We start from the raw sequence: 22,741 nt of genomic DNA on the forward strand, positions 1-22,741 counted from the left end.
GCAGGTTTCGGTGTTGAGCTCAGTGGCGATCTCATGGGACTTTCCTCTCGGTTAGGGTACTGAGGGATCAGGGGACCAGCCCGTCCATCTCCTCAATTGTGGCCGTTGAAGGACCGCGTTCGGCCTGAAGCCGCCGTGCCGTCGCCTCGGTGACCCGCATCACGCGAAGCAGATTGTCGGCCGCGAGCGCCCGAAGTTCGGATTCGGTCCACCCGCGGCGGGAAAGTTCAGCGAACAGGGCGGGGTAGGTCGAGACGTCCTCGAGTCCCACCGGCCCCCGGTCGATGCCGTCGAAGTCTCCGCCGATCGCGACATGGTCGATGCCGGCCACCGCGCGGATGTGCTCGATGTGCTCCACGACGTCATCCAGTGTGGCGCGCGGCGCCTCTCCATCAGGGCCGTCATGGGAGGCCACGTCCTGGTTCACGAAAGACTCCACGAACGTGACCATCACCGCGCCGCCGTTCTCCGGCAGGCGCCGCAGCACGTCGTCGGGGACGTTCCGCGGATGATCCGTCACCGCCTTGGCGGAGGAGTGCGAGAAAATGACCGGCGCCTCCGCCACATCGAGCACGTCGTGCATGGTTCCGGGCGAGACATGGGAGATGTCCACGAGCATCCCCAGCCAGTTCATCTCGCGCACGACCTCCTCGCCGAACGCGGAGAGTCCCCCCAGTTCCGGGGCCTCGCAGCAGGAGTCCGCCCAGTCGACGTTGGCGCTGTGCGTGAGCGTCATGTACCGGACGCCGAGCTGGTAGAAAGCCCGCAGCGCGCCGAGCGAGTTCTCGATCGCATGCCCGCCCTCCATCCCGAGCATCGAAGCGATCTTCCCCCGGTGGAACTGGTCCATCACGTCCGCGGCGGTGAGCGCGAGCCCCAGGTCCTCGCGGTGATCGGAGATGATCTGGTGCGCGATGTCGATCTGCTCGAGCTGCATGCGCGCGCCGCCTCCCTCCTCCATGACGGAGGCGGGCACATACACGGACCAGAACTGGGCCCCGACGCCCCCGGCCCGGAGACGCGCGAGGTCGGTGTGTCCCTGCGTGGGGCGCGCGATGTCGTAGGCCCGCACGTCCATCGGCGCGTCCGCGTTCCGGATCGCCCAGGGGAGGTCGTTGTGTCCGTCGAAGAGGGGGACGCTCGAGAGGACGCGCTTCGCGATCTCGAGGTGGGTGTCCTGCGCCCGGAGACCAGGCGGCGCGAACGCCAGCGCTGCGAATCCCGACGCCAGCGCGGGTAGGAGCACTCGCAGGATCGAGCGGGCGGGAACCTGCATATTCGTCACGCCTCCAGGTGTAAGGGTGTCTTGGCTACCCCCGAATCTTCGCGCCCCACTCAGTCCGCCGCCAGCCATGCGGCTTCCGGTCGTCGCGGGTGCGGAAGCGGGGTCGCGCAAGATATGTTCCGGCATGCTTCTCAACTGCGACATGGGGGAGAGCTACGGGCCCTGGGAGAAGGGCGCCGACGCCGCGGTGATGCCGCTGATCGACTGGGCCAATATCGCGTGCGGGGCACACGCCGGAGACCCGGATACGATGGCCCGAACGCTCTCGCTGGCGGCCGAGTACGACGTGAAGACGGGGGCTCATCCAGGCTATCCGGACCGGCGAAATTTCGGGCGTCTGAGGCTGGATTGGCCGGTCGACTCGCTCGTGCTCGAGGTCCAGGCGCAGATCGGCGCGCTCCAGGCCGTCGCGACCGCGCTCGGGATCACGCTCCATCATGTGAAGCCGCACGGGGCTCTGTACCTGGCCATGATGTCGGACGACGGGCTCCTCGAGCGGCTGGCCGAGGGAGTGGCGGCCGTGGATGACTCGCTCGCCTTCGTGTTGCAGGCCACGCCCGATCGCGAACGGCACACGGCGCTGCTCGCGCATACGGGGCTGGAGTTGGTGTTCGAGGCGTTCGCGGACCGGGGCTATGCGCCGGACGGACGCCTGCGGTCGCGGTCGATCGAGGGGGCGGTCCTGACGGACCCCGATGCGGTGGCGACGCACGTGGGGCGTCTCCTGGAAGGCTTCGTGGCAACACCGGAGGGCCGGCTCGCCGTGGCGGCGGAGACCCTGTGCGTACACGGCGACAACCCCGTGGCGCAGGAAGCGCTGCGCCGCATTCGCGAGCTGATTCCGCGCGCGGCGTGATCGCCTTTCCGGGGCCCGCCAGCGCCCTGGTCACGCTGCCGGTCGCGCCCGACCGGGACGGCATCGCCCGCGTGCTGCGCCTCGAGCGGTTCGCGCGCGAGACTCTGCCCGGCCTCCGGGCCACGATTCCGGCCTTCAACCGTCTCCTGGTCGAGGGAACGCCGAGCCTCTGGGACCCGTCCGAGGTCGGAGCCAGGCTGGAGACGGGCGCTCGCGCCGCGCTGGAGGGCGAGCCGGAGGCGCCGTCCGCTGCGCTGGTCACGCTGCCGGTGTGCTACGACGGGGAGTTGGCTCCGGATCTGGAGGATGTGGCGGCGATCGCGGGTCTGACGCCCGACGACGTGGCGCGCGTCCACAGCGGCACGACGTACATGGTGCTCGCGACGGGCTTCGCCCCGGGGTTCGCCTACCTGGGCGATCTCGATGCGCGAATCGCCGCGCCCCGCCTGGCATCGCCGCGGGCGTCCGTGCCGCGGGGGTCAGTGGGGATCGCCGACCGGCGAACCGGCGTGTATCCGGCGGACGGGCCGGGCGGATGGTGCCTGGTCGGCCGCGTACCGTCGCCGTTCTTCGAGGATGCCGCCGAGCGGATCGCCCGTTTCACCGCGGGCGGTTCGGCCGAGTTCCGCCGCATCGGGCGGAAGGACTACGAGGCGGAGTGCCGGTGACCGCCGCGGGCGGGGGTGCGAAGCCGCACGCGGTCGTGGATCGGCCCGGGCCCTACTGCACGGTCCAGGACCTGGGGAGACGGAGCGGCCGGCGGGCCGGTCTCGCGCCGGGGGGCGCGATGGACCAGCGGGCGTACCTGTGGGCCAACCGGCTCCTCGGCAACGACCCCGCGGCGGCCGCGCTGGAGATCACGCTGGGCGGTCTCGCGCTCCGCTTCGCCGTCGAGACGGCCGTGGCGCTCACGGGAGCCGACTGCGCCGCTTCGCTCGACGGCGTCGAGACGGGCGCCTGGCGGACCATCCGGGCCCGCCGGGGCCAGGTGCTGCGGCTCGGGTACAGCGCGACGGGCATGCGCGCCTACCTCGCGTTCCCCGGCGGTCTGGACGTCGACCGGGCGTTCGGCTCGGCGTCCGCCGTGGCCCGCGACGGACTGCCCGGGCTGCTCGGCCGACCGCTCCGGGCAGGCGAAACGCTGCGCTGGAGCGACCCCGACCGGGCCTGCCCGATCCGCCGCGTGCCCGCCGATCTCGTACCGCCGCCCGCCGCCGCGCTCGCGCTTCCGCTGATCGTCGGCTACGAGTGGCCGGAATTCTCGCGAGCCGATCGCGACTGCACGTTCGCCGCGGAATGGACGGTGGACCCGGCGAGCGATCGCACCGCGACCCGGCTGGCCGGCCCGGAACTGGCTTCGGGCCCGCGCGTGCTGGATTCCGTACCCCTCGTTGACGGCACCGTCCAGGTCACCGGCGACGGCCGCCCACTCGTCTTCATGCGGGACCGGCCCACGATCGGCGGCTACGCGAAGCTCGGCGCCGTGGATCCCATCGCGCTCGATGCTCTCGCGCAGGCCCGGCCCGGGACAACCGTCCGCTTCGTTTCGGCGGAGCCGGAGGCGCTTCGGCGCGCCATGGCTCGCCGCGAGTCCTTCTTCGGCGTCCGCTGAACCTTGCCTGGAGGCGTCCCCGTTCTCAGCCTCCGGGTGTCGAATCCCGGATCTCAGTCCCGCGAGGTGAACATGCGTACGAACAGACCGTCCCCGAGCGTTGCGGCCACGGTCATGTTGCTGATCGACGGGACGGGCGCCCCGCCGATCTCGGACGCCCGGGTGATCGATCTGTCCGACCAGACCCTGCTCCCGGGTTTCATCGACGCGCACTCGCATCTGACTTATCCGCTGACCGGGACCCCGGGGTGGGAGAGCGCACTGGTCCTCTGGACCCAGGCGGACTTCGCGCTGATCGGCGCGCAGCACGCCCGCGAGGTGCCCGAGAGCGGTTTCACATCGGGACGCGACGCAGGGGCTCGCCATTTCTCCGACGTCGCGCTCAGGAACGCGATCAACGAAGGCTGAGATGGACGCCATTCGGGCCGGCACCAGCGTAGCCGCGGAGCTCATCAACGCGTGACGTTTGTCATGAAGGGCGGAGACATCGTCGTGGACCGGAACTCCCGGCTTGCGTCCTGAAGCGGTTTTTTCGGCTCGGGGTTGAACGTCGGCATCCTGCTTCCGTATATTGCTACTGCATATGTCGTTCGGGCGGGGTGGAGCAGCGGGGGAGGCGGTCGTGACAATCCGGTCGGCGTATTCGCGCCTTGGCGCGCGATCTCTTCGATATTCACATCTTTCTCTGGTGGCGGCGGCCGTACTTCTTCCCATGGCTGTCCCCGGAGACATCTCGGGGCAGAGTCTGCGCGGATCCACGAGTTCGCTGGACAGGCAGAACCGCGCCGCCCGCCAGCATGACTTCACGTACATCGCTACGCCGGCGCAGGTCGAAAGGTTCGTGAACGCGGGCTATCTCGTGCGCGTACCCCAGTCGCCCGACTACCTGCTGCACAACCTCTCCTTCCCCTACGCGCGGCCGGAAGTGAAGCTGTTCATCTCCCGTCTCGGGCCGCAGTACACGCGGGCCTGCGGCGAGCAACTCGTGGTGACGAGTCTGACCCGACCCAGGAACCAGCAGCCGAGAAACGCCTCTCCCCGCTCCGTCCACCCGACGGGAATGGCGCTCGATCTCCGCCGGCCCGCCGGGAAGTGTCGCGCGTGGCTGGAGCGCGTTCTGCTCCAGCTCGAGGGGTCAGGGGTGCTGGAGGTCTCGATGGAGCGCCGGCCGCCACACTACCACGTGGCCCTCTTCCCGCGGCAATACGCCGCGTACGTGGACCGGATCTCGCTCGCCAGCGCGGGGCGCTATGAGGTGAGGCCGGGCGACTCGTTGTGGGAGATCGCCCGCAGGCACGAGACGACCGTGACGCGCCTCCGGTCCGCCAACAACCTGAACGGCAACCGGATCTATCCCGGCCAGGTGCTCACACTCCCCGGTTGACCCTCCCGCTGACCGGTTAACCTCCGGCGCTGCGCCGAGGGGGACGGCATTGCGGCCACTGGCCCGGTCCGCCGCGGGGGCCTGGCGGCAAGACGCGTGTGTCGCGCGGCACGCGATCCGGATCCTCGGAGGCCTGGTAGGCGAGCATCGCCGCGAGCGTCGCGTTATTCCGCAGGTCGTCGAACACGACTTTGTCGAACGTGTCCCGGTTCGTGTGCCACGTGTACTGCCGGTAGTCGGGGTAGTTCGACTGCAGCCGGAACCCGGGAGCCGGCTTGCAGATGAACGACATGTGGTCGCTTCCGCCCGTCTCGGGCACGCCCGGGATGTCGAGTTCGATGTGCCCGGTGATCTCGACGGGGATCTTAGAGAACCAGCGGCCGAAGTGCGCCCCCGCGCCGGTGAAGCCCTGCATCCGGATGTAGTCGATCCTCCACGTGCCGTTGTCCTGGTTGAACGCGGCCTGCAGGCCGTCCACGGCCTCCGGGTTGTCCGCCGCGAACGCGGTCGAGCCGATGAGACCCTGCTCCTCGCCGCCCCAGTGCCCGACGAGGATGGTCCGCCGCGGGTTCGGGTAGGCCGTCTTCAGGAGGCGCATCGCCTCCAGCATCATGATCGTGCCGGTGCCGTTGTCGGTGGCGCCCGACGCGCCGTCCCAGGAGTCGAGGTGCGCGCTCAGCAGCACATACTCGTCCGGCAGTTCCACACCGGGGATTCGCCCCACCACGTTGAACGCGGGCACGTCGCCGAGGAACTCCGCCCGGGCATCGATGCGCACGCGCGGCGACTGGCCCCGTTCGGCGATTCGGGCCAGGAGCCCATAGTCCTCGCAACTCAGGTGCAGGCCGGGCACCGTACGACTCGGCGAGCTGAAGATCTTGTCGACCCCCCAGCCCTGCGACCATCGCCCCGTGAGCAGCGCGACGGCGCCGGCGTCGGCGATCCGCTGGGCGAAATCGCCGCCAAGGTTACGCATGCCGCTGAACCACGCGCTCCGGGCCTCGTCCCGGCTCGCCCGCATGCGCTCCACCGTTTCGGCCGTGGCGTGGTCCTCCCAGGACTGGTCCTCCCGGCACGTCGGCTCGGGGAACGAAATCGCGACCGCCTTGCCGGCCACCGATGGCAGCCACGCATCGAACGCCTCGCGCGACGAGAATCCCGGCATCAGCACGACATCCGCCTCGACCGGACCCTCCGTGCCTGGACTCCAGGCGAGCATCATCCCTTCGAGCGAGCGCACGCGCGGCGAGATGAGGTCGATGTGGCTGTAGCCCCGATTCCAGCCGATCCAGGTCCCGTACTCCTGCTTCTCCGCCTCGATCCCCCAGGCCTCGTAGCGCGACAGCAACCAGTCGCCGGCCGCGTCGAAGCTCGGAGATCCCATCAGCCGCGGCCCGATGGAGTCCATCAGCGCCTGCGCGAGGTCGAAGACCTGCGAGCCGTCTCCCATCCCCTCCTCCCACATATGGCGGATTACGGGGTCGTCGGTGGGGAAGGTCTGAGCGGCCGCGTCCCGCGTGCCTGCGGCGCCGAGCGCCAGGAGGGTGCAGAGGAGTATCCGGTTCATCGTGCCGATTCCTTTGTATGTTATTTCCCGAGGGGATAGGCTGCTGTGGGCGCCAGCTTCGGCCCCGGAAACTGCGTCCCCCGGCGACTGGCGGCCACAGCGTCGCCCTCCGGCGGTTGTCCACTTCAACTCGAGAGACACGACATCAGTCTCGGCATCAGTCTCGACGTCCGTCTCGGCTTGCGACCGACGACGGCCATCCTGGCCCTGGTTCAGCTGGCCGTCGCGATTGCCTGGCCCGAAAGGGTACGCGCCCAGGAGCCGGAGTCCGTGCGTCTGTCGGGATACGTGCGTTCGGCCGCGAACGAGGAGGTGCTGCGAAGCGCGCGGCTCGAGATCGTCGAGCGCGAATTCTCCATCGCGACCAACCGCTTCGGGTATTACTCCATCGAGCTGGTCCCGGGCCGCTACTCGATACGCGTCTCGACTCTCGGATACGAGACGGCCATCGGCCCCGAACGATAAGGGTCGCCGGTCATGCCCGAATCCGGCCCGCCGCGCTATGTTCGCTCCCGTGTTCGACGATCCCAATACGCTGAAGACCGCCGGCGCCGCGCTCGCCCTTGCGACCCTGTGGCTGATCGAGGGCGTCCTCCCGATGTTCGAGGGCCGGAGCGCGCGGGCACGGCACGGGGCGCGAAACCTCGCCCTCGGAATGGGGAACGCGGCGGTTACGGCCGTCATCTTCGCCGCAGCGACGCTGTTCGTGACGGAAGGGGCGAGGGAACGCGGTTTCGGGCTGCTTCACCTGCTCGACCTGCCGGGTTGGGCGCGGATCGCGCTCGCGGTCGTGATCTTCGATGCGTGGCAATATGGGTGGCATCGCCTCAACCACCGCATCCCGTTCCTGTGGCGCTTCCACGCCGTCCACCACTCGGACGCAGAACTGGACGCCACCTCGGGACTCCGCTTCCATACGGGGGAGATCGTGCTCTCCTCGCTCGCCCGTCTCGCGGTGCTGCCGCTCCTGGGCCTGACGGTGGGAGAGGTGTTGATCTACGAGACCATCCTCCTTCCCATCATCCTCTTCCACCACAGCAACGTGCGCCTCCCCGGCGCGGTGGACCGGCGGCTGCGCTGGCTCATCGTCACGCCCTGGATGCACTGGGTCCACCACTCCGACTACCAGCCGGAGACGGACTCCAACTACTCGAGCATCTTCTCCTTCTGGGACCGGGTGTTCGGGAGCTTCCGGCTGCGGGGGGAACCGCGCGACATCCGGCTCGGCCTCGAGAATCTGGACCGCTCGGAGTGGGGCACGCTGCGCGGCATCCTCGTCATGCCGTTCCGGCGTCGGCGCCGCGGGTAGGCGGCGGGCTTCACGAGGGCGAGGCTGGAGGGCGCGCTCTCCCCGCCTGCCCGCCCTCCTCTGCGCAGCGGCGCTCGGGGCGTGCGACAATGCGGTCGCCCCGGTCGAACCCGGGGATCGTGGCATCGGACCCGACCCGGTCCTGCGGCCCGTGGATCTGTCGCAGGTCTGGGCGACCTCGACGCCCGCGGCGGAGGGGTTCGATGGGAACCTGCTCGAGGCCGCTTTCGCCGACGCCGACGAGGCCGTGCCGAACCTCCGGGCCCTCGTCGCGGTGCGTAACGGACGGCTCGTCGAGGAGGCGTATTTCGGTGGCATGCACCCGGACTCGGCCTTCGACATGAGGTCCGTCACGAAGACCGTCACGGCGCTGCTCGTCGGCCTCGCGTCGGACCGGGGATTCCTGGATCCGGACGACTTGATGAGGGATCGGCTGCCGCATCCGTCGCTGCGGGCCGAACATGACGCCATCCGCGTCCGGGACCTCCTCACGATGACGAGCGGCATGCAATGGTCTGACGATGAGCACTTCGGTCCATGGGTCCGCTCCGGCCGGCCCGTGGCGTACGTGCTGGACCTCCCGGTCATCGCCCCGCCGGGTCGGCGGTTCATCTACAACACCGGTGGATCGCACCTCCTGACGGCGATCGTCGAGAACGTGGTCGACGGTAGCGCGCTGGAGTTCGCGGAGCGGGAACTCCTGGAACCTCTCGGCATCACGAACAAGCGCTGGCCGCTCATGCAGGACAGCGTGATCGTGGGCGGGGCGGCACTGGCGCTTCGTGCGCGCGACGCCGCGAAGATCGGACAGCTCCTCCTGCAGGGCGGCCGGTCCGGCTCCCGGCAGATCGTATCCCGGGCCTGGGTGGAGGCACAGATCGGTCGGCTCGTCGCGCTGGGCGACATAGGCTACGTGCTCCGGGACGCGGGGTACGGCTACCAGACCTGGAGCGACCGCCAGGGCGGCGGCGACGATGTGTCCGCGTTCACCATGTGGGGCTACGGCGGCCAGTTCGTGTGGGTTGTGCCGGATCGGCAACTCGTTGTCGTGGCCCAGACCCATTGGCGCGGGACCGGCGATTTCGACGGGAGACAGGCTGACGCAGTGGCCGATCTCGTCGTACGCCGCGTAATCGAGGCCGCGCGCCCGATCCGCTCGTGATGCGGACTCCCTCCGCAACGATCTACGGCGTTCCCTTCTTTACCTTGGTTCGCTCGCTCTCCTGCCCGAAGGTTTTATCGTTACCGGTCTTCAGGCCTTTTTCGGGAACGCACCGCCGTCAATAGCGTACCAACTCCTACCGAAGAGCAGAGATCCAGTGGATCAGGACGAGAGATACGACGGGGATATGACTTCTTCACCACGGCAGGGTACGGTGGCAGGGCAGGATGTGCGAGTTCGGGACGTACCCCGGCGAACTTTCGTCACGGCCTTCGGCCGGAGCACGCTGCTGGGCACGATCGGCGCGGCGCTGGGGGGATGCGCGAAGCTGGTTGGCGATCCGGTGGGGGACGAAGATCACCTCCAGAGCGATCACGGTAGGCTATACACTCCGGTTAGCGACTTCGTGTTAGGGGGTGACGTCGTATTCGGGGATGGGGTGGACGTGGACGGGAGGCCGAGGTTGGATCGTGACTATCTAGCGTATGATCCTCGGACCGACCATGACGACGGAATCCTGGGAGTGTAAGGGGAAGCCGATAACAGTGGCGACCATAGTGAGTCATGCACAGACCGATCCGGCGATTCAAGGTCTGGACGCCACCAATCCGCTGTCCTGGATTCTCGGCTTTGATCCCGCGCACGTATCGTTCCTCCATTCCGTACTTGGCAAGCAGGTTCTGCACTGCAAGGACATACGTGAGGATCGATTCCATGGACTCGTGTCTTCGGAGGTCCTGGACACGGTTCTCGGCACCTACGGACTGGGACCGCCACATATTCGCGTGGTTCGATGCGACTCCGCAGTCAATCGTTCGGCGTACGAGCATGGGGGGCTGATCGATGCGATGAAGGTCGCGCGGCTGTTCGCGGAAGGCGGCACGGTGATCTTCGAGTCGCTCCACCATCGGCACGAACCGCTCCGGAGGCTGTGTGCCTCGTTCGCCGCCCAGGCCGGCGCCCGCACCCAGACCAACATCTACCTAACGCCGCCTGATTCGCAGGGCTTTCAGCCACACTGGGATACGCATGACGTGTTCGTGCTGCAGGTTGAGGGGTCCAAGCGCTGGCAGATCTACGACGGAGCTGAGGACTTCCCGCTCGCAGGTCAGCGGTCCTGCTCAGAGGAGCACGAACCAGGCGTCGTGGCGGGAGAGTTCACTGTGTCGGCCGGCGATGTCGTCTATATCCCTCGAGGGGTTATGCACGCCGCCGAATCCGGACCGGAGACCTCGCTTCATATCACGCTCGGTTTGATCGCGTACACATGGGCCGAGTTCCTGCTGGAGTGTGTCGGTGAACTCGCGTTGCGATCGCGCGCGTGGCGCGAGAACCTCCCGTTTGGTTTCGGGACCGGGGCCGAAACCAAACGGGAGGTGCGCAATGAACTGCGGTGCCGACTGCGCGACCTGCCCGACAGCCTGGACATCAAGTCCACCTTGGTCGCGAAGCTGGATGATATCGGACGCGCCTTCCGGCCATCCTGTTCAAACTACCTGTCCCAGGCCATAGGCGCCGTCGCGGCGTTGTCCCCGGACACCCGGATCCAGCTTCGTCCCCACCTCGGGACCCGCACCCAGGTGCGAGACGGTCGGGTGGTCGTCACCGCTGCCGGGAGAGAACTGGATTTCCCGCAGGTCGCGACCGCCACCGTCCGGGCGGTGCTGACCGGGGAGGCCTGTACGGCGGGTGCCATCGAAGACACCCTCGACTGGGAGGGCCGGAAGGTCGTTCTGGCGACGATGATGCGCGAAGGCATCCTAATGTCCACCGAGGCGGAATAACCTCCACGGACAACGCGCCTCGGTTACCAGGCCTACCGGCACCGGGCATCGTGCCGGTGACGCCTTACCCGAGCAGAGCGCCACCGGCACACGCTTCGCGCGCGAACGTCGCCAACGTGTTGAATCGGCCGGAGCACGGTCCCGCGGCGAGACGCAGGGGCCTATGTTTGGGGGAGTCTGTCATGGTCTCGTCAGGAGAAACCGATCGATGCGCATCGCTGCCGCCATGTTCGCCGGAATCGCCCTCACTGCGGGTGCAGCTCCGGCAGTCGCCCAATACCCCGGACGTGGGCTGCTCGACCCGCCCCCCATGGACGACAGCCCCGGCATGCAGGTGTTCGTCTCCTCGTGCGCGGAGTGCCATGCCGGGCAGCGCACGGTGCGCGCCCCCGGCCTCACGACGCTCGGGGCGATGACGCCGCGTGCCGTGCTCAGTTCGCTTGAGGGCGGCCGGATGCGTAGGCACGGCGAGCAGTTGACGCCGGAGGAGCGCCGAACCGTGGCGGAATGGCTCACGGGCGAGCCGCTGGTCGAGACCCGGCTGCCTTCGTCGGCCTTCTGCGCGAGCCCGCCGCAGCTAGCAGGCGAGGTGCACTGGTCCGGATGGGGCGGAGGTGAGGGCGAGACGGGTTTCGTGGACGCGGCCCGCGCGGGGCTCACCGCCGCCGACCTGCCGAATCTCGAACTCGCCTGGGCCTTCGGCTTCCCCGACGCGAGCCAAGTGCGCTCGAAGCCGGCGGTCGTCGACGACCGGGTCATCGTCGGCTCCGCGTACGGCGAGGTGTACTCGATCGATCTCGAGACCGGCTGCGTGCACTGGGTCTTCGCGGCCGACGCGGCGGTGCGCGGGGCGATCGCGATCGGCGACGGCCCCGACGGGACGCAGACCGCCTTCTTCGGGGACTTCGCGACGAACGTGTATGCGATCGATGCGACCACCGGTGCACTCCACTGGCGCGCGACCGCAGGAACCCATGCGGACCACGTCGTCACGGGGAGCGTGGCCGTCCACAGTGGCCGCGTCTTCGTCCCGCTCTCGTCGATGGAGATCATCACCGCTGGCGATCCGACCCACGAGTGCTGCACATCGAGCGGAGGCGTCGCGGCCTTCTCCGCCGAGACGGCTGAACCGCTCTGGGAGTTCCGGACCGTGGCCGAGGAACCGCGACACGTGGGAGAGAACGAGGCCGGGACGCGACTGTTCGCGCCCTCCGGCGCACCGGTATGGGCCAGTCCCACCGTCGACGCCACGCGCGGCCTCCTCTACATCGGGACCGGCGAGAACTACACGCGTCCGACAACGGGTGGGAGTGACGCCATCACGGCGCTCGACATGGAGACGGGCGAGGCCGCGTGGACCTTCCAGGGGCGGGAGGACGACGCGTGGAACATGTCCTGCCTGTCGCCCCGCTTCCAGAACTGTCCCGCGCCGACGGGGCCGGATCACGACTTCGGCATGGCGCCGATCATCGTCACCGCCGAGGATGGGTCCCAGCTCCTGATCGCCGGCCAGAAATCCGGCATGGTGTGGGCGCTGGATCCCGATTCAGACGGCGAACTGGTGTGGGCGCGCCGGGTCGGGAGGGGAAGCTCTCTCGGCGGCATCCACTGGGGCCTCACCTCCGACGGACGCCGAGCCTACGTGCCGAATGTCGACAACCCGTTCGCCATCATCTCGGACCCGCGGTCGGGCGCCTCCACGCAGATGAACGCGGAGGATCCACCCACGCCCGGCGTCTACGCACTTGAACTCGCCGCCGGGGAGGTGCTGTGGCACGCTCCGCCCGATCCGTCGGTCTGTGCTGGCCGGGCCGGTTGCATGCCGTTCTTCTCGGCCGCGCCCACCGCGATCGAAGGGGCGGTGCTGGCCGGGAGCCTGGACGGCCACCTGCGCGCCTTTTCCACGGAGGATGGGTCGGTGCTCTGGGATGTCGACACGGCCCGCGAGTTCGAGACCGTCAACGGCGTGCCGGGCCGGGGCGGCGCGATCGACGGACCAGGACCCGTCGTCGCGCGCGGCTACGTCCTCGTCAACTCGGGATACGACCTGTTCAGCCAGATGCCCGGCAATCTGCTTCTCGCCTATCGACTACGACGCTAGTCCAGCCCGATATCGGAGGCCGCCATGCGCGTTCGCAACGCTCAACTGCTCGCCTGGATTCCCCTCGCCGCGCTCCTCGCGCCGCCCGGTCTCGTCGCGCAGGAAGGGCGACCGCTCGAACTCGCCGACTACTACCGGCTGAAGGACGCGGGGAGTCCCGCCCTCTCCCCCGATGGATCTCGCGTGGCCTACGTCGTGACGTCGGTCCTCGAGGAAGAGAACCGTCGCCACAGCGAGATCTGGCTCGTAGACGCCGACGGGTCAGGCGAAGCCGCGCGGGTGACGAGCCCGAGCTTCAGCGCCTCCTCGCCCCGCTGGACCCCGGACGGCCGTTTTCTCGTCTTCTCGTCGAATCGCCCGGACCCGGGCGGTTCGGGCGCCGGGAGCACGTGGTTCCTCCGCATGGACCGGCCGGCCGGGGAGGCGTTCCAGCTCGAGGGGCTGGGGGGCTCGCCCGTCTTCAGTCCGGACGGCCGCTGGATCGCGTTCACCCGCCCGACGCCGCCCCCGCCTCCGCCCGAGCCGACCTACGGCTCCGACTTCGAGCGGCGTACGGTCGAGCGGTTCGACGGACGCACATACGACTGGATGAACTACCGGTTCGACCGGAGAGGCTACTTGGCCGACCCGCGCGATCCGAGTGCGACGCCGCCCCGGGAGGTCTACCTGCTCCCGGCCGAGGGCGGGGAACCGCGGCGACTCACGGATCTGGGAGTCGACGCCTCCGGCCTGGCCTGGAGCCCGGACGGCGGGCGGCTCGCCTTCACGGCCGACGCCCACCAGCGCGACGAACACACGTACGAGCGGTCGGATCTGTGGGTTGTGACCGTGAACGCCGACGCGCGGAGACTCACGGACGACGGGTACAACTACTCGTCCCCCGCCTGGTCCGTCGGCGGCGCGCGGCTCGTGGTCCGCGGCAACGAGGGCCTCGACATCGTCATCGGTGAGGGACGCGACCGCGGGGCGCCGTCCGACCTCTTCGTGTTCGACGCGGAGAGCGGGACACGACTCCGCAACCTCACCACCGACTGGGATCTGATTCCGAGCGGACCCGACGTGAGCTCGGACGGCCGACACGTCTACTTCTCCGCGGGCATCCGGGGGAACACTCATCTGTTCCGCGTCGCCGAAGCCGGGGGCGCGGTCGAACAGCTGACCGCTGGCGACCGCCGGCTGGGCGGCTTCTCGTTTTCGGAGGACTTCTCGCGCGTCGCCTTCCGTCTCACCTCGCCGACCGAGCCAGGGGACATCTGGACCACCGAGGTGGGAGGAGAGGAGGTCCGCCTTACCGAGGTCAACAGCGAGTTGCTCGCGGGGATCGAACTGTCGAGCCCGGATCGTCTCCTTTTCCGGAATCCCGACGGGACGGAGGTCGAGGGCTGGATGCTCCCGGCGCGCGGCTACGGCGCCGGGCAGGGCGAGTTGCCGATGGTTCTCCAGATGCACGGCGGACCGCACGGCGCGTACGGAAACACCTTCTCGTTCGACCAGCAGCTACTGGCGGCCCAGGGCTACATGGTGTTGTTCACCAACCCCCGGGCTTCGACCGGATACGGCGAGGACTTCCGCTGGGGGACGTGGGGCGGCTGGGGCTTCAACGACTACGACGACGTGATGGCGGGCGTCGACCATGCGATCGAGCACTACGACATCGACACCGCGCGCATGGGCGTGACCGGCTATTCCTACGGGGGATATCTCACGAACTGGGTCATCACGCAGACGAACCGCTTTGCCGCCGCCATCGCCGGGGCCTCGATCTCGAACTGGGTCAGCGACTACGGCGTGGCGGACATCCCCCGCACGAAGGAGAGCGAGTTCTTCGGGCCGCCGTGGGAGGAGCGCGGGCTCGAACACCTGCTGCGCTCGTCACCCATCATCTACGCGAAGGGCGTGACGACGCCGACCCTTTTCGTACACGGCGAATCGGACCACCGGGTCCCGGTCGAGGAGGCCGAGCAGATGTACGTGGCGCTCCGGAAGCAGCAGGTGCCCGCGAAGTTCGTCCGCTATCCCGACTCCTATCACGGGGGATGGACCCCATGGCGCATGGTGCACCGGATGTGGGTGCAGCTCGAATGGTGGGAGCAGTGGCTGCGTCCCTCCGCGACATCCGAAGAATGAGTCGCGCGGTTCTTCTGGTCTCCCTCCTCCTGGTCGGGTGCCAGGCGGAGGTGGATCTCTCGCCGGAGCGCTGGGCCGCCGACTATGAGCGCTTCATGGAGGCGCAACTCGTGGACCGGACGGAAGCCGGCGTGGCCACGGGCGAGAACGGCGCGGTCACCGTCGCCTACAACGGGCTCGCGGCGCGGGCCGGGCTGGAGGCGCTCAAGCAGGGAGGGAACGCGGTCGACGCGGCGATGACGACCGCGCTCACGCAGGTCGCCCTCACCGCGGGGGCGCCGATCAGCTACTTCGGCATCATGTCGCTCGTGTACTACGACGCGGAGACCGATCAGGTCTACACCATGAACGCCGAGTGGAACACGGTCCTCGGGGAAGACGATCCGGCGAGCATCCCGGGAGGCGTGAATCTGTCGTCTCCGCAGGGGATCTACGGCACCGCGGTGAGCGGCCGCACGGCGCTGGTCGGCGGGTTCATGAAGGGCGTCGGGGCCGCACACGAACGTTTTGGGCGCCTCCCCTGGGAAGAGGTCTTCGCCCCCGCGATCCATGTCGCCGAACAGGGCTTTCCGATCTCGAAGAAAGTGGAGGGTTACTGGAGCGGCCGGGCCGCGGACCTCGCCCGTCTCCCCGAGACGAAGGCGACGTTCCTGAAGGAAGACGGTTCGGCGTACACCGAGGGGGATGTGCTTCGGCAGCCCGCGCTGGCGGCGACGCTGCGCGCCGTGGCCGGGCAGGGCACCGACTACATGTACGGCGGCCCCTGGGCGGAGAAGGCGGCGGCCGCGGTCCAGGCGGACGGCGGCCTGATGACGGTCGAAGACCTCGCGGCCTACGACGTCATCTGGGACGAGCCGCTCACGGCGGACCTCGGTGACGGCTGGCAGATCCACACGAACCCTCCGCCGAACGGTGGCGGGGTCGTGATGATCGAGGCGCAGCGGCTCGCGGCGACGGCCGGGCTGCTCGAGGAGGGCCACTGGACGGAAGCGCCGGGCGCCCTACGGAAGGCGCTCGACGTGACCCGCGCCTCGCTGCTCGACTTCGTGCCGCCTGAACTGGCCGCATCGCTGGTGGGCGGCGAGTTCACTCCGGCGACGCGGGTCACGCCGGAACACGCGGAGCGGCTCTGGAACGTCATCGAGACCGGTCTGCCCTTCGGCAACTGGGCCGAGCCCCGGCCCGGCCACTCCGACGACGTCGTGGCCATCGACTCGGACGGCAACATCGCCGCGATCACCCACAGCATCAACGCCGTGCTGTGGGGAAAGACCGCGATCGTCGTGGACGGGATCACGATCGGCGATCCGGCGTCGTTCCAGCAGACCCGGATCGCCCGCCTCGCGCCGGGTTCGCGGCTGCCGGCGCCCACCCAGACCGGGATCCTGTTCCGGGACGGCGAGCCCGTGCTCGGCTTCGCCTCGATGGGGTCCGGACTTCACCAGCGGACCTTCCAGGGGCTGTTGAACGTGATGCACTTCGGAATGACGGTGGACGAGGCGATCGACACCCCCGACTTCTTCATGCCGAACGCCGACCCGGCCACCGGCCAGCTCACGTTCCGCGTGCCCGGAGGGCAGTTTCCGCGCGAGGTCCTCGACGGGACGGGCTATGCGTACGAGGAGATCTACCCCGAGGAGGCGCGCTTCGGCGGTGAGGGACTGTGGGTCGCGATCCAGCGGGATCCGGAGACGGGGGAGCTGCGGGCCGCGTCACACAACCGCAACAACAGCGCCGCGGTGGCCTGGTGAGGGCGCGCCAGAGGGTTCGGCCGGCGGGAGGGCTCACGACGGTCGTCTTGCTCACCGCCTGCGCGGCGGGGCCGCGTCCGGTCGGGATGCCGGCGATCGAGAATCCATCCACGGCCGCATCCGTCGCCGGCGCGGCGACATCTTCTTCCGAAACGACAGCGTCCGCGCTTGAGGCCGCCGCGGTATCGGGGTCCCCAACGGTGCTCTTCAACGATTCCCACTTCCACCTGCTGAACTACATCCAGCGAGGCGGGACGGCGCGGGAGTTCCTGGACATGACAGCCGGCCGCGTCGGGCGGGTGGCCATGTTCGGGATCCCGCTGCAGCAGAAATGGGACTACTTCCTGTCGGGTGACGAGGCGCCCGATTACTACCTGGGTTCGAACGCCGACCTGTACTACTACTCGTTCGTGGACGCCGTGATCGCGCGAGAGTATCTGTCGCTGCCCGAGGAGGATCGCAGCCGCGTCGACCCCATGATCACGGGCTTCAACCCGGCGGACATGTACGCCTCCGACCACATCGAGCGCGTCCTGCTCACCTTCCCCGGCGTCTTCGCGGGCATCGGCGAGTTCAGCATCCACAAGGAGTTCGTGTCGTCCAAGGTCTCGGGCCACGCGGCAAGCCTGCGCAACCCGGCTCTCGACCGGATCCTGGCCACCGCCGGGGAAATCGGCCTGGTCGTCATCTTCCACAACGACATCGACCATGTTCGCCCCAGCGAGCCGCCGCATCACGCTGCGGAACTGCTGGACATCTTCGCGCGTCATGCGGAGACGACGATCATCTGGGCCCACACCGGCCTGGGCCGCTTCATTGCGCCGTCCGAAGGGCACGTCGCCTGGCTGGACCGCATGCTCTCCGACCCACGCCATGACCATGTGGCCCTCGACATCTCGTGGGACGAAGTCGCGAAGTATGTGGTCGGCGATGACGCGACCCTCGAAGCGTGGGCCACGCTCATCGAACGTCACTCGACGCGCTTCCTGTTCGGCACCGACGCCGTGGCCCCCGCCGGCTGGGACGCCTACGTGGCCAATTACACGGTTTACGCGCCGCTGTGGGAGCGTCTCGACCCCGCAGTACGGGCCCAGGTCGAGCGGCTCAACTACGAGCGCATCTTCGACGCGGCCATCCCCCGCGTCCGCGCCTGGGAGCAGCGCCAGTTGACCGACCGTACCGGAGGCTGAGCCCCGGATCCGATCCCTCCGAAGATTGAAATACGGGCCCCTGATTACGCTGCAAAAGGGGCCTCTCGTCATGTTGCAAAAGGGCACCCTAAAAAAGTTGCAAAAGGGTTCCCCGCAAGATATCGTTCGGTCATCGTGACTTGATCCCGCCCCCGTCGCGCGACGCACCGAACCGCTGGAGGTCCACGATCAACACCTACCTTCCCCGCATTGCCGATCGGGAACTGAAGGAGCGCCTCTCCTGGTCCGGGGCCGTCTTGATCGAGGGTCCAAGGGCCTGCGGGAAGACCGAGCTGGCGCAGCAAGTGGCCGCCAGCACGGTGTTCCTCGATACGAACAAACGGGCTCAGGACATGATCGCGGTCGACCCCCGGCTGGTTCTGGAAGGGAAGACCCCTCGGCTGATCGACGAATGGCAGGTGGAGCCCGTGATCTGGAACCACGTTCGCCGCGTCGTCGACGAACGCGTTGGCAAGGGACACTTTATTCTCACCGGATCGGCGATCCCCCCGGACGATGTAACCCGACACCCCGGGACCGGGCGGATAAGCCGCCTTCGCCTTCGCCCCATGTCACTGTTCGAGTTGGGTTATTCGACGGGCATGGTTTCACTCCGGGATATGCTCAACCGCTCCGCCATCCGAAGTCCGGAAGTGGCATTGTCGGCCGCCCGGCTTGCGGGACTGGTGTGCGTCGGCGGGTGGCCGGAGCACCACGGCTCCACCGAGCACAAGGCGATGAGTGCCTGCCGGGACTATCTGGAGAACATCTGCCGTAGCGACGTGCGGCGTGTGGATGGCGTCCGGCGCAATCCGGATCGGGTCCGCCGTTTCCTTCAATCGCTGGCTCGAAACGTCGCCACGTGCGCCACGATCTCGACCATCAAGCGAGATGTTGCCGGACCGGACCAGGCGATGAAGAAAGGCACTGCCCGTGACTACCTTACTGCCCTCGAACGTCTGATGGTCGTGGAAGACCAGCCGCCGTGGTCGCCCCGGCTGCGTTCGCGGTCGCGAATGCGACGTGCGCCGAAGCGGCATTTCGTCGACCCATCTCTCGCGGTCGCCGCGTTGCGGGCCGGCCCTCAGCACCTCCTTCGTGACTTCGAGTGGTTCGGTTTTCTGTTCGAGTCCATGGTCGTACGGGATCTCCGCGTGTACGCTCAGGCCATGGACGCCGACGTGCTCCATTACCGCGACAACACCGGTCTCGAAGTCGATGCGATCGTGGACGCCGGGCCGGATCGGTGGGCCGCGTTCGAGATCAAGCTGGGGACGGGCCGGATCGACGACGCCGCGCGCAGCCTGCTCAAGTTCGCGGACAGGGTCGACACGGAACGCTGCGGGGAACCGGCTGCCCTCGGCGTCATCGTCGGTACCGGGTACGGGTACACTCGCAAGGACGGTGTCGCCGTGATTCCGATCGGTGCGCTTGGACCCTGAAGTGAGCGATAGTGCCGTGCCCGACCGTGTCTTGACGTGCAAGGCCGTGCGAGCGATTTCGGAATCACCTGGATCAGAGGACCCTGGCATGGTTGTGACAACACCGGCACCGCGCTGGCGGCGCTGGCTTCGGGAGGCTCGCGACATCTACGAGGGACTGTACATCGCCCCGTATCGCGCGACGATCCACCGCGAGTACCTGCGCCAGCATGACGCGTTCATGCTGATGGGGTTCTCGGACCTGCTCGGCGTGCCGAACCCGATCCAGTTCTACATGCTCGAACTCTATCCGTCGCTCATCGAGGAGTTTCACGAGTGGCACGTCCGGGTCGGGATGGAACACCCGCCCGAGGGCGGCTTCCGCTGTTGCTGAACGACGCGGATTCGCGGCTTCCGTTTCCCGACCGGCCGATCCTCTTCTTCGGCGGCAAGGGCGGGGTGGGGAAGACCACGATGGCCGCTGCGGCCGCGCTCGATCTGGCCGTACGCGGATACCGGACGCTGCTCGTATCAACCGATCCGGCGCACTCCACTGCGGACGTGCTCCAGGCGGAGTTGGGCGACCGGCCGCGCCTGGTGGCCGAGGGTTGCTGGGCCATGGAGGTCGATCCCGAGCGCGAGGCGGACCGCTACATCGATGCCGTCAAGTCGCGCGTGGAGTCGGCGGCGCCCCCGCGCCTGCTGGGCGAGGTCTACCGCCAGATCGACATCGCGCGCGTCTCTCCCGGGGCGGTGGAATCGGCCCTCTTCGACCGCTTCACGCGCATCCTCGAGGATGAAGGCGAGGACTACGACCGGATCGTCTTCGACACCGCGCCGACGGGGCAGACGCTGCGGCTCCTGTCCCTGCCCGAGTTGATGACGACCTGGATCGGCGGGCTCATCAAGCGGCGGCGGAAGGTTGGGGCGCTGGCGCAGATGTGGAAGAACGTGGCCGGAACCGAGGCGGCCGATCTCGAGCAAGACCCCCTGCTGCGGGCGCTGGAGGAGCGGCGTGATCGCTTCCGCGCGGCGCGGCGCATCCTCACCGACCCGGGGCGGACGGCGTTCGTGTTCGTGGTCATCCCCGAACGCCTCCCGATCTGGGAGACCGAGAAGGCGGTCGAGGCGCTCTCGAAGCACGGGGTCCCGGTGGGGGCCATCGTCGTGAACCAGCTCTTGCCGACCCGAGGCGGCGGCGCGCCGGAGGATCCGTTTCTCGCCGCCAGACGGGAGCGTCAGGCAGGCCATCTTGCGAGGATCTCCGAAAAACTCGGAGATTGGCCTGTCCTCCGCGTCGACCTCCAGGACTCCGATCCGGTGGGGGTGGACGCCCTGAGACGGATTCCCGTATCCGAACCGTAGTGCGGACTTCCAGGCGGAGGTAACCCGATGAGCGCGATCGTCCTGCTGGTGATTGGTCTTTCGGCCTTTCTGACCGGAATCCTCATCTACTCGCGCTTCATCGCGGGCAAAGTGTTCAAGCTCGACCCAGACTTCGTGACACCGGCGCACGAGTTCCAGGACGGGGTCGACTACGTGCCCACGAACAAACATGTGCTGTTCGGGCACCACTTCACTTCGGTGGCCGGAGCGGCGCCGATCGTGGGACCGGCGATCGCCGTCATCTGGGGCTGGCTGCCGGCCTTCCTGTGGGTGGTCCTCGGGACCGTCTTCGCGGGAGCGGTGCACGACTTCGCCGCCCTGTGGATCTCGACCCGCCACAAGGGGCGGTCGATCGGAACGCTGACCGAGTCCATCCTCGGCAAGCGGGCCCGCGTCCTCTTCCTCCTCATCATCTTCTTCCTGCTCCTGATGGTGAACGCCGTGTTCGCCGTCATCATCGCGAACCTGTTCATGGCGAACCCGGGTGCCGTGGTTCCGGTGTGGGGGTCGCTCGTCGTCGCGCTCATCGTCGGCTTCCTCATCTACCGGACGGGGACGGGGATCCTCATCCCGTCGCTGGGGGCGCTCGCCACGCTGTATGTGCTCATCTGGTTCGGGCAGGACATGCCGTTCACGCTGCCCGATGTGATCGGGTTCAGCCCGACCGAGGCGCAGCTCGCGGCCGCGGGAGGAGACGCGGCCGTCGCGGGAGAGGCCGCGGCTTCCGATGGGCGCCGCGTGGGATGGATCGCCATCCTCTTCGCCTACACCTTCGTCGCTTCGGTGCTGCCGGTGTGGCTGCTCCTCCAGCCCCGCGACTACGTGAACGGCCACCAGTTGTTCGTCGCGCTCGGGATCATCAGCCTCGGCGTGATCGTGGTGAACCCGGAGGTCGTCGCGCCCACGGTCAACACGAACCTGCCCGCGGATACGCCGAGCTGGCTGCCGCTGCTTTTCATCACTATCGCCTGCGGCGCGATCAGCGGGTTCCACGGGCTCGTCGGGTCGGGTACATCCTCAAAACAGCTGGCCAATGAGACGGACGCCCGCTACGTGGGCTACGGCGGCGCGGTCGGGGAGGGAACGCTTGCGGTCACGTCGATCATCGCGTGTACCGCGGGGTTCGCGATCTTCCTGAGCCGGGACGTCGGGGCGACGGAAGGGCTCGCCCTCTGGCAGCAGCACTACGGGAGCTTCGAGGCAGCCACGGCGGGCGCCACGACGGCCTTCGTCAACGGCGTGGGCGTGCTCGCGGGCGGCATCGGGATCCCGGAAAGCGTCGCCGTCATCTTCGCCTCGGTCGTGGTGATCAGCTTCGCGGCAACCACGCTCGATACGGCGATACGACTTCAGCGCTACATCATCAGCGAGCTCGGCGTCGAATACAACGTGAAGGCGATCCAGAACCGCTGGGTGGCGACGGGAATCGCCGTCGTCAGCTGTGCGGTCCTGGCGCTCTCGGTCGACCGCGGCGCCGGGGGTATGATGATCTGGCCGCTGTTCGGGACCACGAACCAGCTGCTCGCGGGCCTCACACTCCTGATCGTCTCGCTCTACCTGATGCGGAAGGGGCGCCCGTTCTGGATCACGATGATCCCGATGGCGTTCCTGCTCCTCATGACGACGTGGGCCATGGTCATCAACCTCGACCGCTTCTTCGGGACGAACCAGTGGATGCTGCTGCTGATCGGGGCCGCGATCTTCATCCTCGAGATCTGGCTCCTGCTGGAGGGCGCCGTCGCGATCCGGCGCGTGCGGGCGGGAGGCGCTCAGACGTAACGCGTCAAGCTAGACGAGCTGGCTTTC

General features: G+C 68.2%; 19 protein-coding genes. 17 read left to right on the plus strand and 2 right to left on the minus strand.

Annotation, left to right across the window (positions count from 1 at the left end):
* Positions 1 to 67: 67 nt before the first annotated feature.
* Complete coding sequence (locus ACN9M6_RS10950; RefSeq protein ID WP_419163747.1) at positions 68 to 1,276, minus strand: dipeptidase; 1,209 nt, start codon at positions 1,274 to 1,276, stop codon at positions 68 to 70.
* A gap of 133 nt (positions 1,277 to 1,409) precedes the next feature.
* Here ACN9M6_RS10950 and ACN9M6_RS10955 point away from each other — a divergent pair, with 133 nt between their 5' ends.
* The 5 genes from ACN9M6_RS10955 (at position 1,410) to ACN9M6_RS10975 (ending at position 5,137) form a co-directional block, all read left to right on the plus strand.
* Complete coding sequence (locus ACN9M6_RS10955; RefSeq protein ID WP_419162947.1) at positions 1,410 to 2,141, plus strand: 5-oxoprolinase subunit PxpA; 732 nt, start codon at positions 1,410 to 1,412, stop codon at positions 2,139 to 2,141.
* Entirely contained in the window at positions 2,138 to 2,809 is a 672-nt protein-coding gene (locus ACN9M6_RS10960) for a 5-oxoprolinase subunit B family protein (protein ID WP_419162948.1), read from the plus strand. The genes ACN9M6_RS10955 and ACN9M6_RS10960 overlap by 4 nt, the downstream gene beginning before the upstream one ends.
* Positions 2,806 to 3,753: a biotin-dependent carboxyltransferase family protein gene (locus ACN9M6_RS10965; protein ID WP_419162949.1), complete on the plus strand. Its 948-nt coding sequence runs from the start codon at positions 2,806 to 2,808 to the stop codon at positions 3,751 to 3,753. Before ACN9M6_RS10960 ends, ACN9M6_RS10965 begins: the two co-directional genes overlap by 4 nt.
* A 72-nt stretch (positions 3,754 to 3,825) precedes the next feature.
* Complete coding sequence (locus tag ACN9M6_RS10970; RefSeq protein WP_419162950.1) at positions 3,826 to 4,161, plus strand: amidohydrolase family protein; 336 nt, start codon at positions 3,826 to 3,828, stop codon at positions 4,159 to 4,161.
* Positions 4,162 to 4,465: 304 nt separating this feature from the next.
* A complete protein-coding gene (locus ACN9M6_RS10975) occupies positions 4,466 to 5,137 on the plus strand; it encodes a DUF5715 family protein (protein ID WP_419162951.1) in 672 nt (223 codons plus the stop codon).
* A gap of 16 nt (positions 5,138 to 5,153) precedes the next feature.
* Here the strand turns inward: ACN9M6_RS10975 and ACN9M6_RS10980 are convergent, their stop codons facing one another.
* On the minus strand, positions 5,154 to 6,704 hold the full coding sequence (locus ACN9M6_RS10980; protein WP_419162952.1) for a M28 family peptidase: 1,551 nt from the start codon (positions 6,702 to 6,704) through the stop codon (positions 5,154 to 5,156).
* Positions 6,705 to 6,884: 180 nt separating this feature from the next.
* Here ACN9M6_RS10980 and ACN9M6_RS10985 point away from each other — a divergent pair, with 180 nt between their 5' ends.
* The 12 genes from ACN9M6_RS10985 to ACN9M6_RS11040 all read left to right on the plus strand — a co-directional run bounded on the left by ACN9M6_RS10985 (position 6,885) and on the right by ACN9M6_RS11040 (position 22,714).
* Positions 6,885 to 7,169, plus strand: a complete 285-nt coding sequence (locus ACN9M6_RS10985; protein ID WP_419162953.1) for a carboxypeptidase regulatory-like domain-containing protein — start codon at positions 6,885 to 6,887, stop codon at positions 7,167 to 7,169.
* Positions 7,170 to 7,206: 37 nt separating this feature from the next.
* Complete coding sequence (locus tag ACN9M6_RS10990) at positions 7,207 to 8,013, plus strand: sterol desaturase family protein (RefSeq protein WP_419162954.1); 807 nt, start codon at positions 7,207 to 7,209, stop codon at positions 8,011 to 8,013.
* A 151-nt stretch (positions 8,014 to 8,164) separates the two neighbouring features.
* Positions 8,165 to 9,175 carry a serine hydrolase domain-containing protein gene (locus tag ACN9M6_RS10995; RefSeq protein WP_419162955.1) on the plus strand — a complete coding sequence of 337 codons (1,011 nt, stop codon included), beginning with the start codon at positions 8,165 to 8,167 and terminating at the stop codon, positions 9,173 to 9,175.
* A gap of 557 nt (positions 9,176 to 9,732) precedes the next feature.
* Positions 9,733 to 10,959 carry a cupin domain-containing protein gene (locus tag ACN9M6_RS11000; RefSeq protein WP_419162956.1) on the plus strand — a complete coding sequence of 409 codons (1,227 nt, stop codon included), beginning with the start codon at positions 9,733 to 9,735 and terminating at the stop codon, positions 10,957 to 10,959.
* A gap of 208 nt (positions 10,960 to 11,167) precedes the next feature.
* A complete protein-coding gene (locus ACN9M6_RS11005) occupies positions 11,168 to 13,060 on the plus strand; it encodes a PQQ-binding-like beta-propeller repeat protein (RefSeq protein ID WP_419162957.1) in 1,893 nt (630 codons plus the stop codon).
* A 24-nt stretch (positions 13,061 to 13,084) separates the two neighbouring features.
* Entirely contained in the window at positions 13,085 to 15,187 is a 2,103-nt protein-coding gene (locus ACN9M6_RS11010) for a prolyl oligopeptidase family serine peptidase (RefSeq protein WP_419162958.1), read from the plus strand.
* Complete coding sequence (locus tag ACN9M6_RS11015) at positions 15,184 to 16,938, plus strand: gamma-glutamyltransferase (RefSeq protein WP_419162959.1); 1,755 nt, start codon at positions 15,184 to 15,186, stop codon at positions 16,936 to 16,938. Before ACN9M6_RS11010 ends, ACN9M6_RS11015 begins: the two co-directional genes overlap by 4 nt.
* Entirely contained in the window at positions 16,935 to 18,128 is a 1,194-nt protein-coding gene (locus ACN9M6_RS11020; protein WP_419162960.1) for an amidohydrolase family protein, read from the plus strand. The genes ACN9M6_RS11015 and ACN9M6_RS11020 overlap by 4 nt, the downstream gene beginning before the upstream one ends.
* 140 nt (positions 18,129 to 18,268) lie before the next feature.
* Positions 18,269 to 19,570 (plus strand): ATP-binding protein, encoded by a 1,302-nt coding sequence (locus ACN9M6_RS11025; RefSeq protein ID WP_419162961.1) that lies wholly within the window; start codon positions 18,269 to 18,271, stop codon positions 19,568 to 19,570.
* An 88-nt stretch (positions 19,571 to 19,658) separates the two neighbouring features.
* Complete coding sequence (locus ACN9M6_RS11030) at positions 19,659 to 19,943, plus strand: cory-CC-star protein (protein ID WP_419162962.1); 285 nt, start codon at positions 19,659 to 19,661, stop codon at positions 19,941 to 19,943.
* Positions 19,937 to 20,914, plus strand: a complete 978-nt coding sequence (locus ACN9M6_RS11035; protein ID WP_419162963.1) for an ArsA family ATPase — start codon at positions 19,937 to 19,939, stop codon at positions 20,912 to 20,914. The genes ACN9M6_RS11030 and ACN9M6_RS11035 overlap by 7 nt, the downstream gene beginning before the upstream one ends.
* Positions 20,915 to 20,941: 27 nt before the next feature.
* Entirely contained in the window at positions 20,942 to 22,714 is a 1,773-nt protein-coding gene (locus ACN9M6_RS11040; RefSeq protein ID WP_419162964.1) for a carbon starvation protein A, read from the plus strand.
* Positions 22,715 to 22,741 lie beyond the last annotated feature (27 nt).

The sequence above is a fragment of the Candidatus Palauibacter sp. genome (genome assembly GCF_965197445.1).
Classification (GTDB): domain Bacteria; phylum Gemmatimonadota; class Gemmatimonadetes; order Palauibacterales; family Palauibacteraceae; genus Palauibacter.

Coding starts and splice junctions, on each gene's coding strand:
- ACN9M6_RS11040 (WP_419162964.1), top strand. CDS start 20,942: ATGAGCGCGATCGTCCTGCTGGTGATTGGTCTTTCGGCCTTTCTGACC.
- ACN9M6_RS11010 (WP_419162958.1), top strand. CDS start 13,085: ATGCGCGTTCGCAACGCTCAACTGCTCGCCTGGATTCCCCTCGCCGCG.
- ACN9M6_RS11030 (WP_419162962.1), top strand. CDS start 19,659: ATGGTTGTGACAACACCGGCACCGCGCTGGCGGCGCTGGCTTCGGGAG.
- ACN9M6_RS10975 (WP_419162951.1), top strand. CDS start 4,466: ATGGCTGTCCCCGGAGACATCTCGGGGCAGAGTCTGCGCGGATCCACG.
- ACN9M6_RS10970 (WP_419162950.1), top strand. CDS start 3,826: ATGCGTACGAACAGACCGTCCCCGAGCGTTGCGGCCACGGTCATGTTG.
- ACN9M6_RS10990 (WP_419162954.1), top strand. CDS start 7,207: ATGTTCGCTCCCGTGTTCGACGATCCCAATACGCTGAAGACCGCCGGC.
- ACN9M6_RS10980 (WP_419162952.1), bottom strand. CDS start 6,704: ATGAACCGGATACTCCTCTGCACCCTCCTGGCGCTCGGCGCCGCAGGC.
- ACN9M6_RS11015 (WP_419162959.1), top strand. CDS start 15,184: ATGAGTCGCGCGGTTCTTCTGGTCTCCCTCCTCCTGGTCGGGTGCCAG.
- ACN9M6_RS11005 (WP_419162957.1), top strand. CDS start 11,168: ATGCGCATCGCTGCCGCCATGTTCGCCGGAATCGCCCTCACTGCGGGT.
- ACN9M6_RS10955 (WP_419162947.1), top strand. CDS start 1,410: ATGCTTCTCAACTGCGACATGGGGGAGAGCTACGGGCCCTGGGAGAAG.
- ACN9M6_RS10950 (WP_419163747.1), bottom strand. CDS start 1,276: ATGCAGGTTCCCGCCCGCTCGATCCTGCGAGTGCTCCTACCCGCGCTG.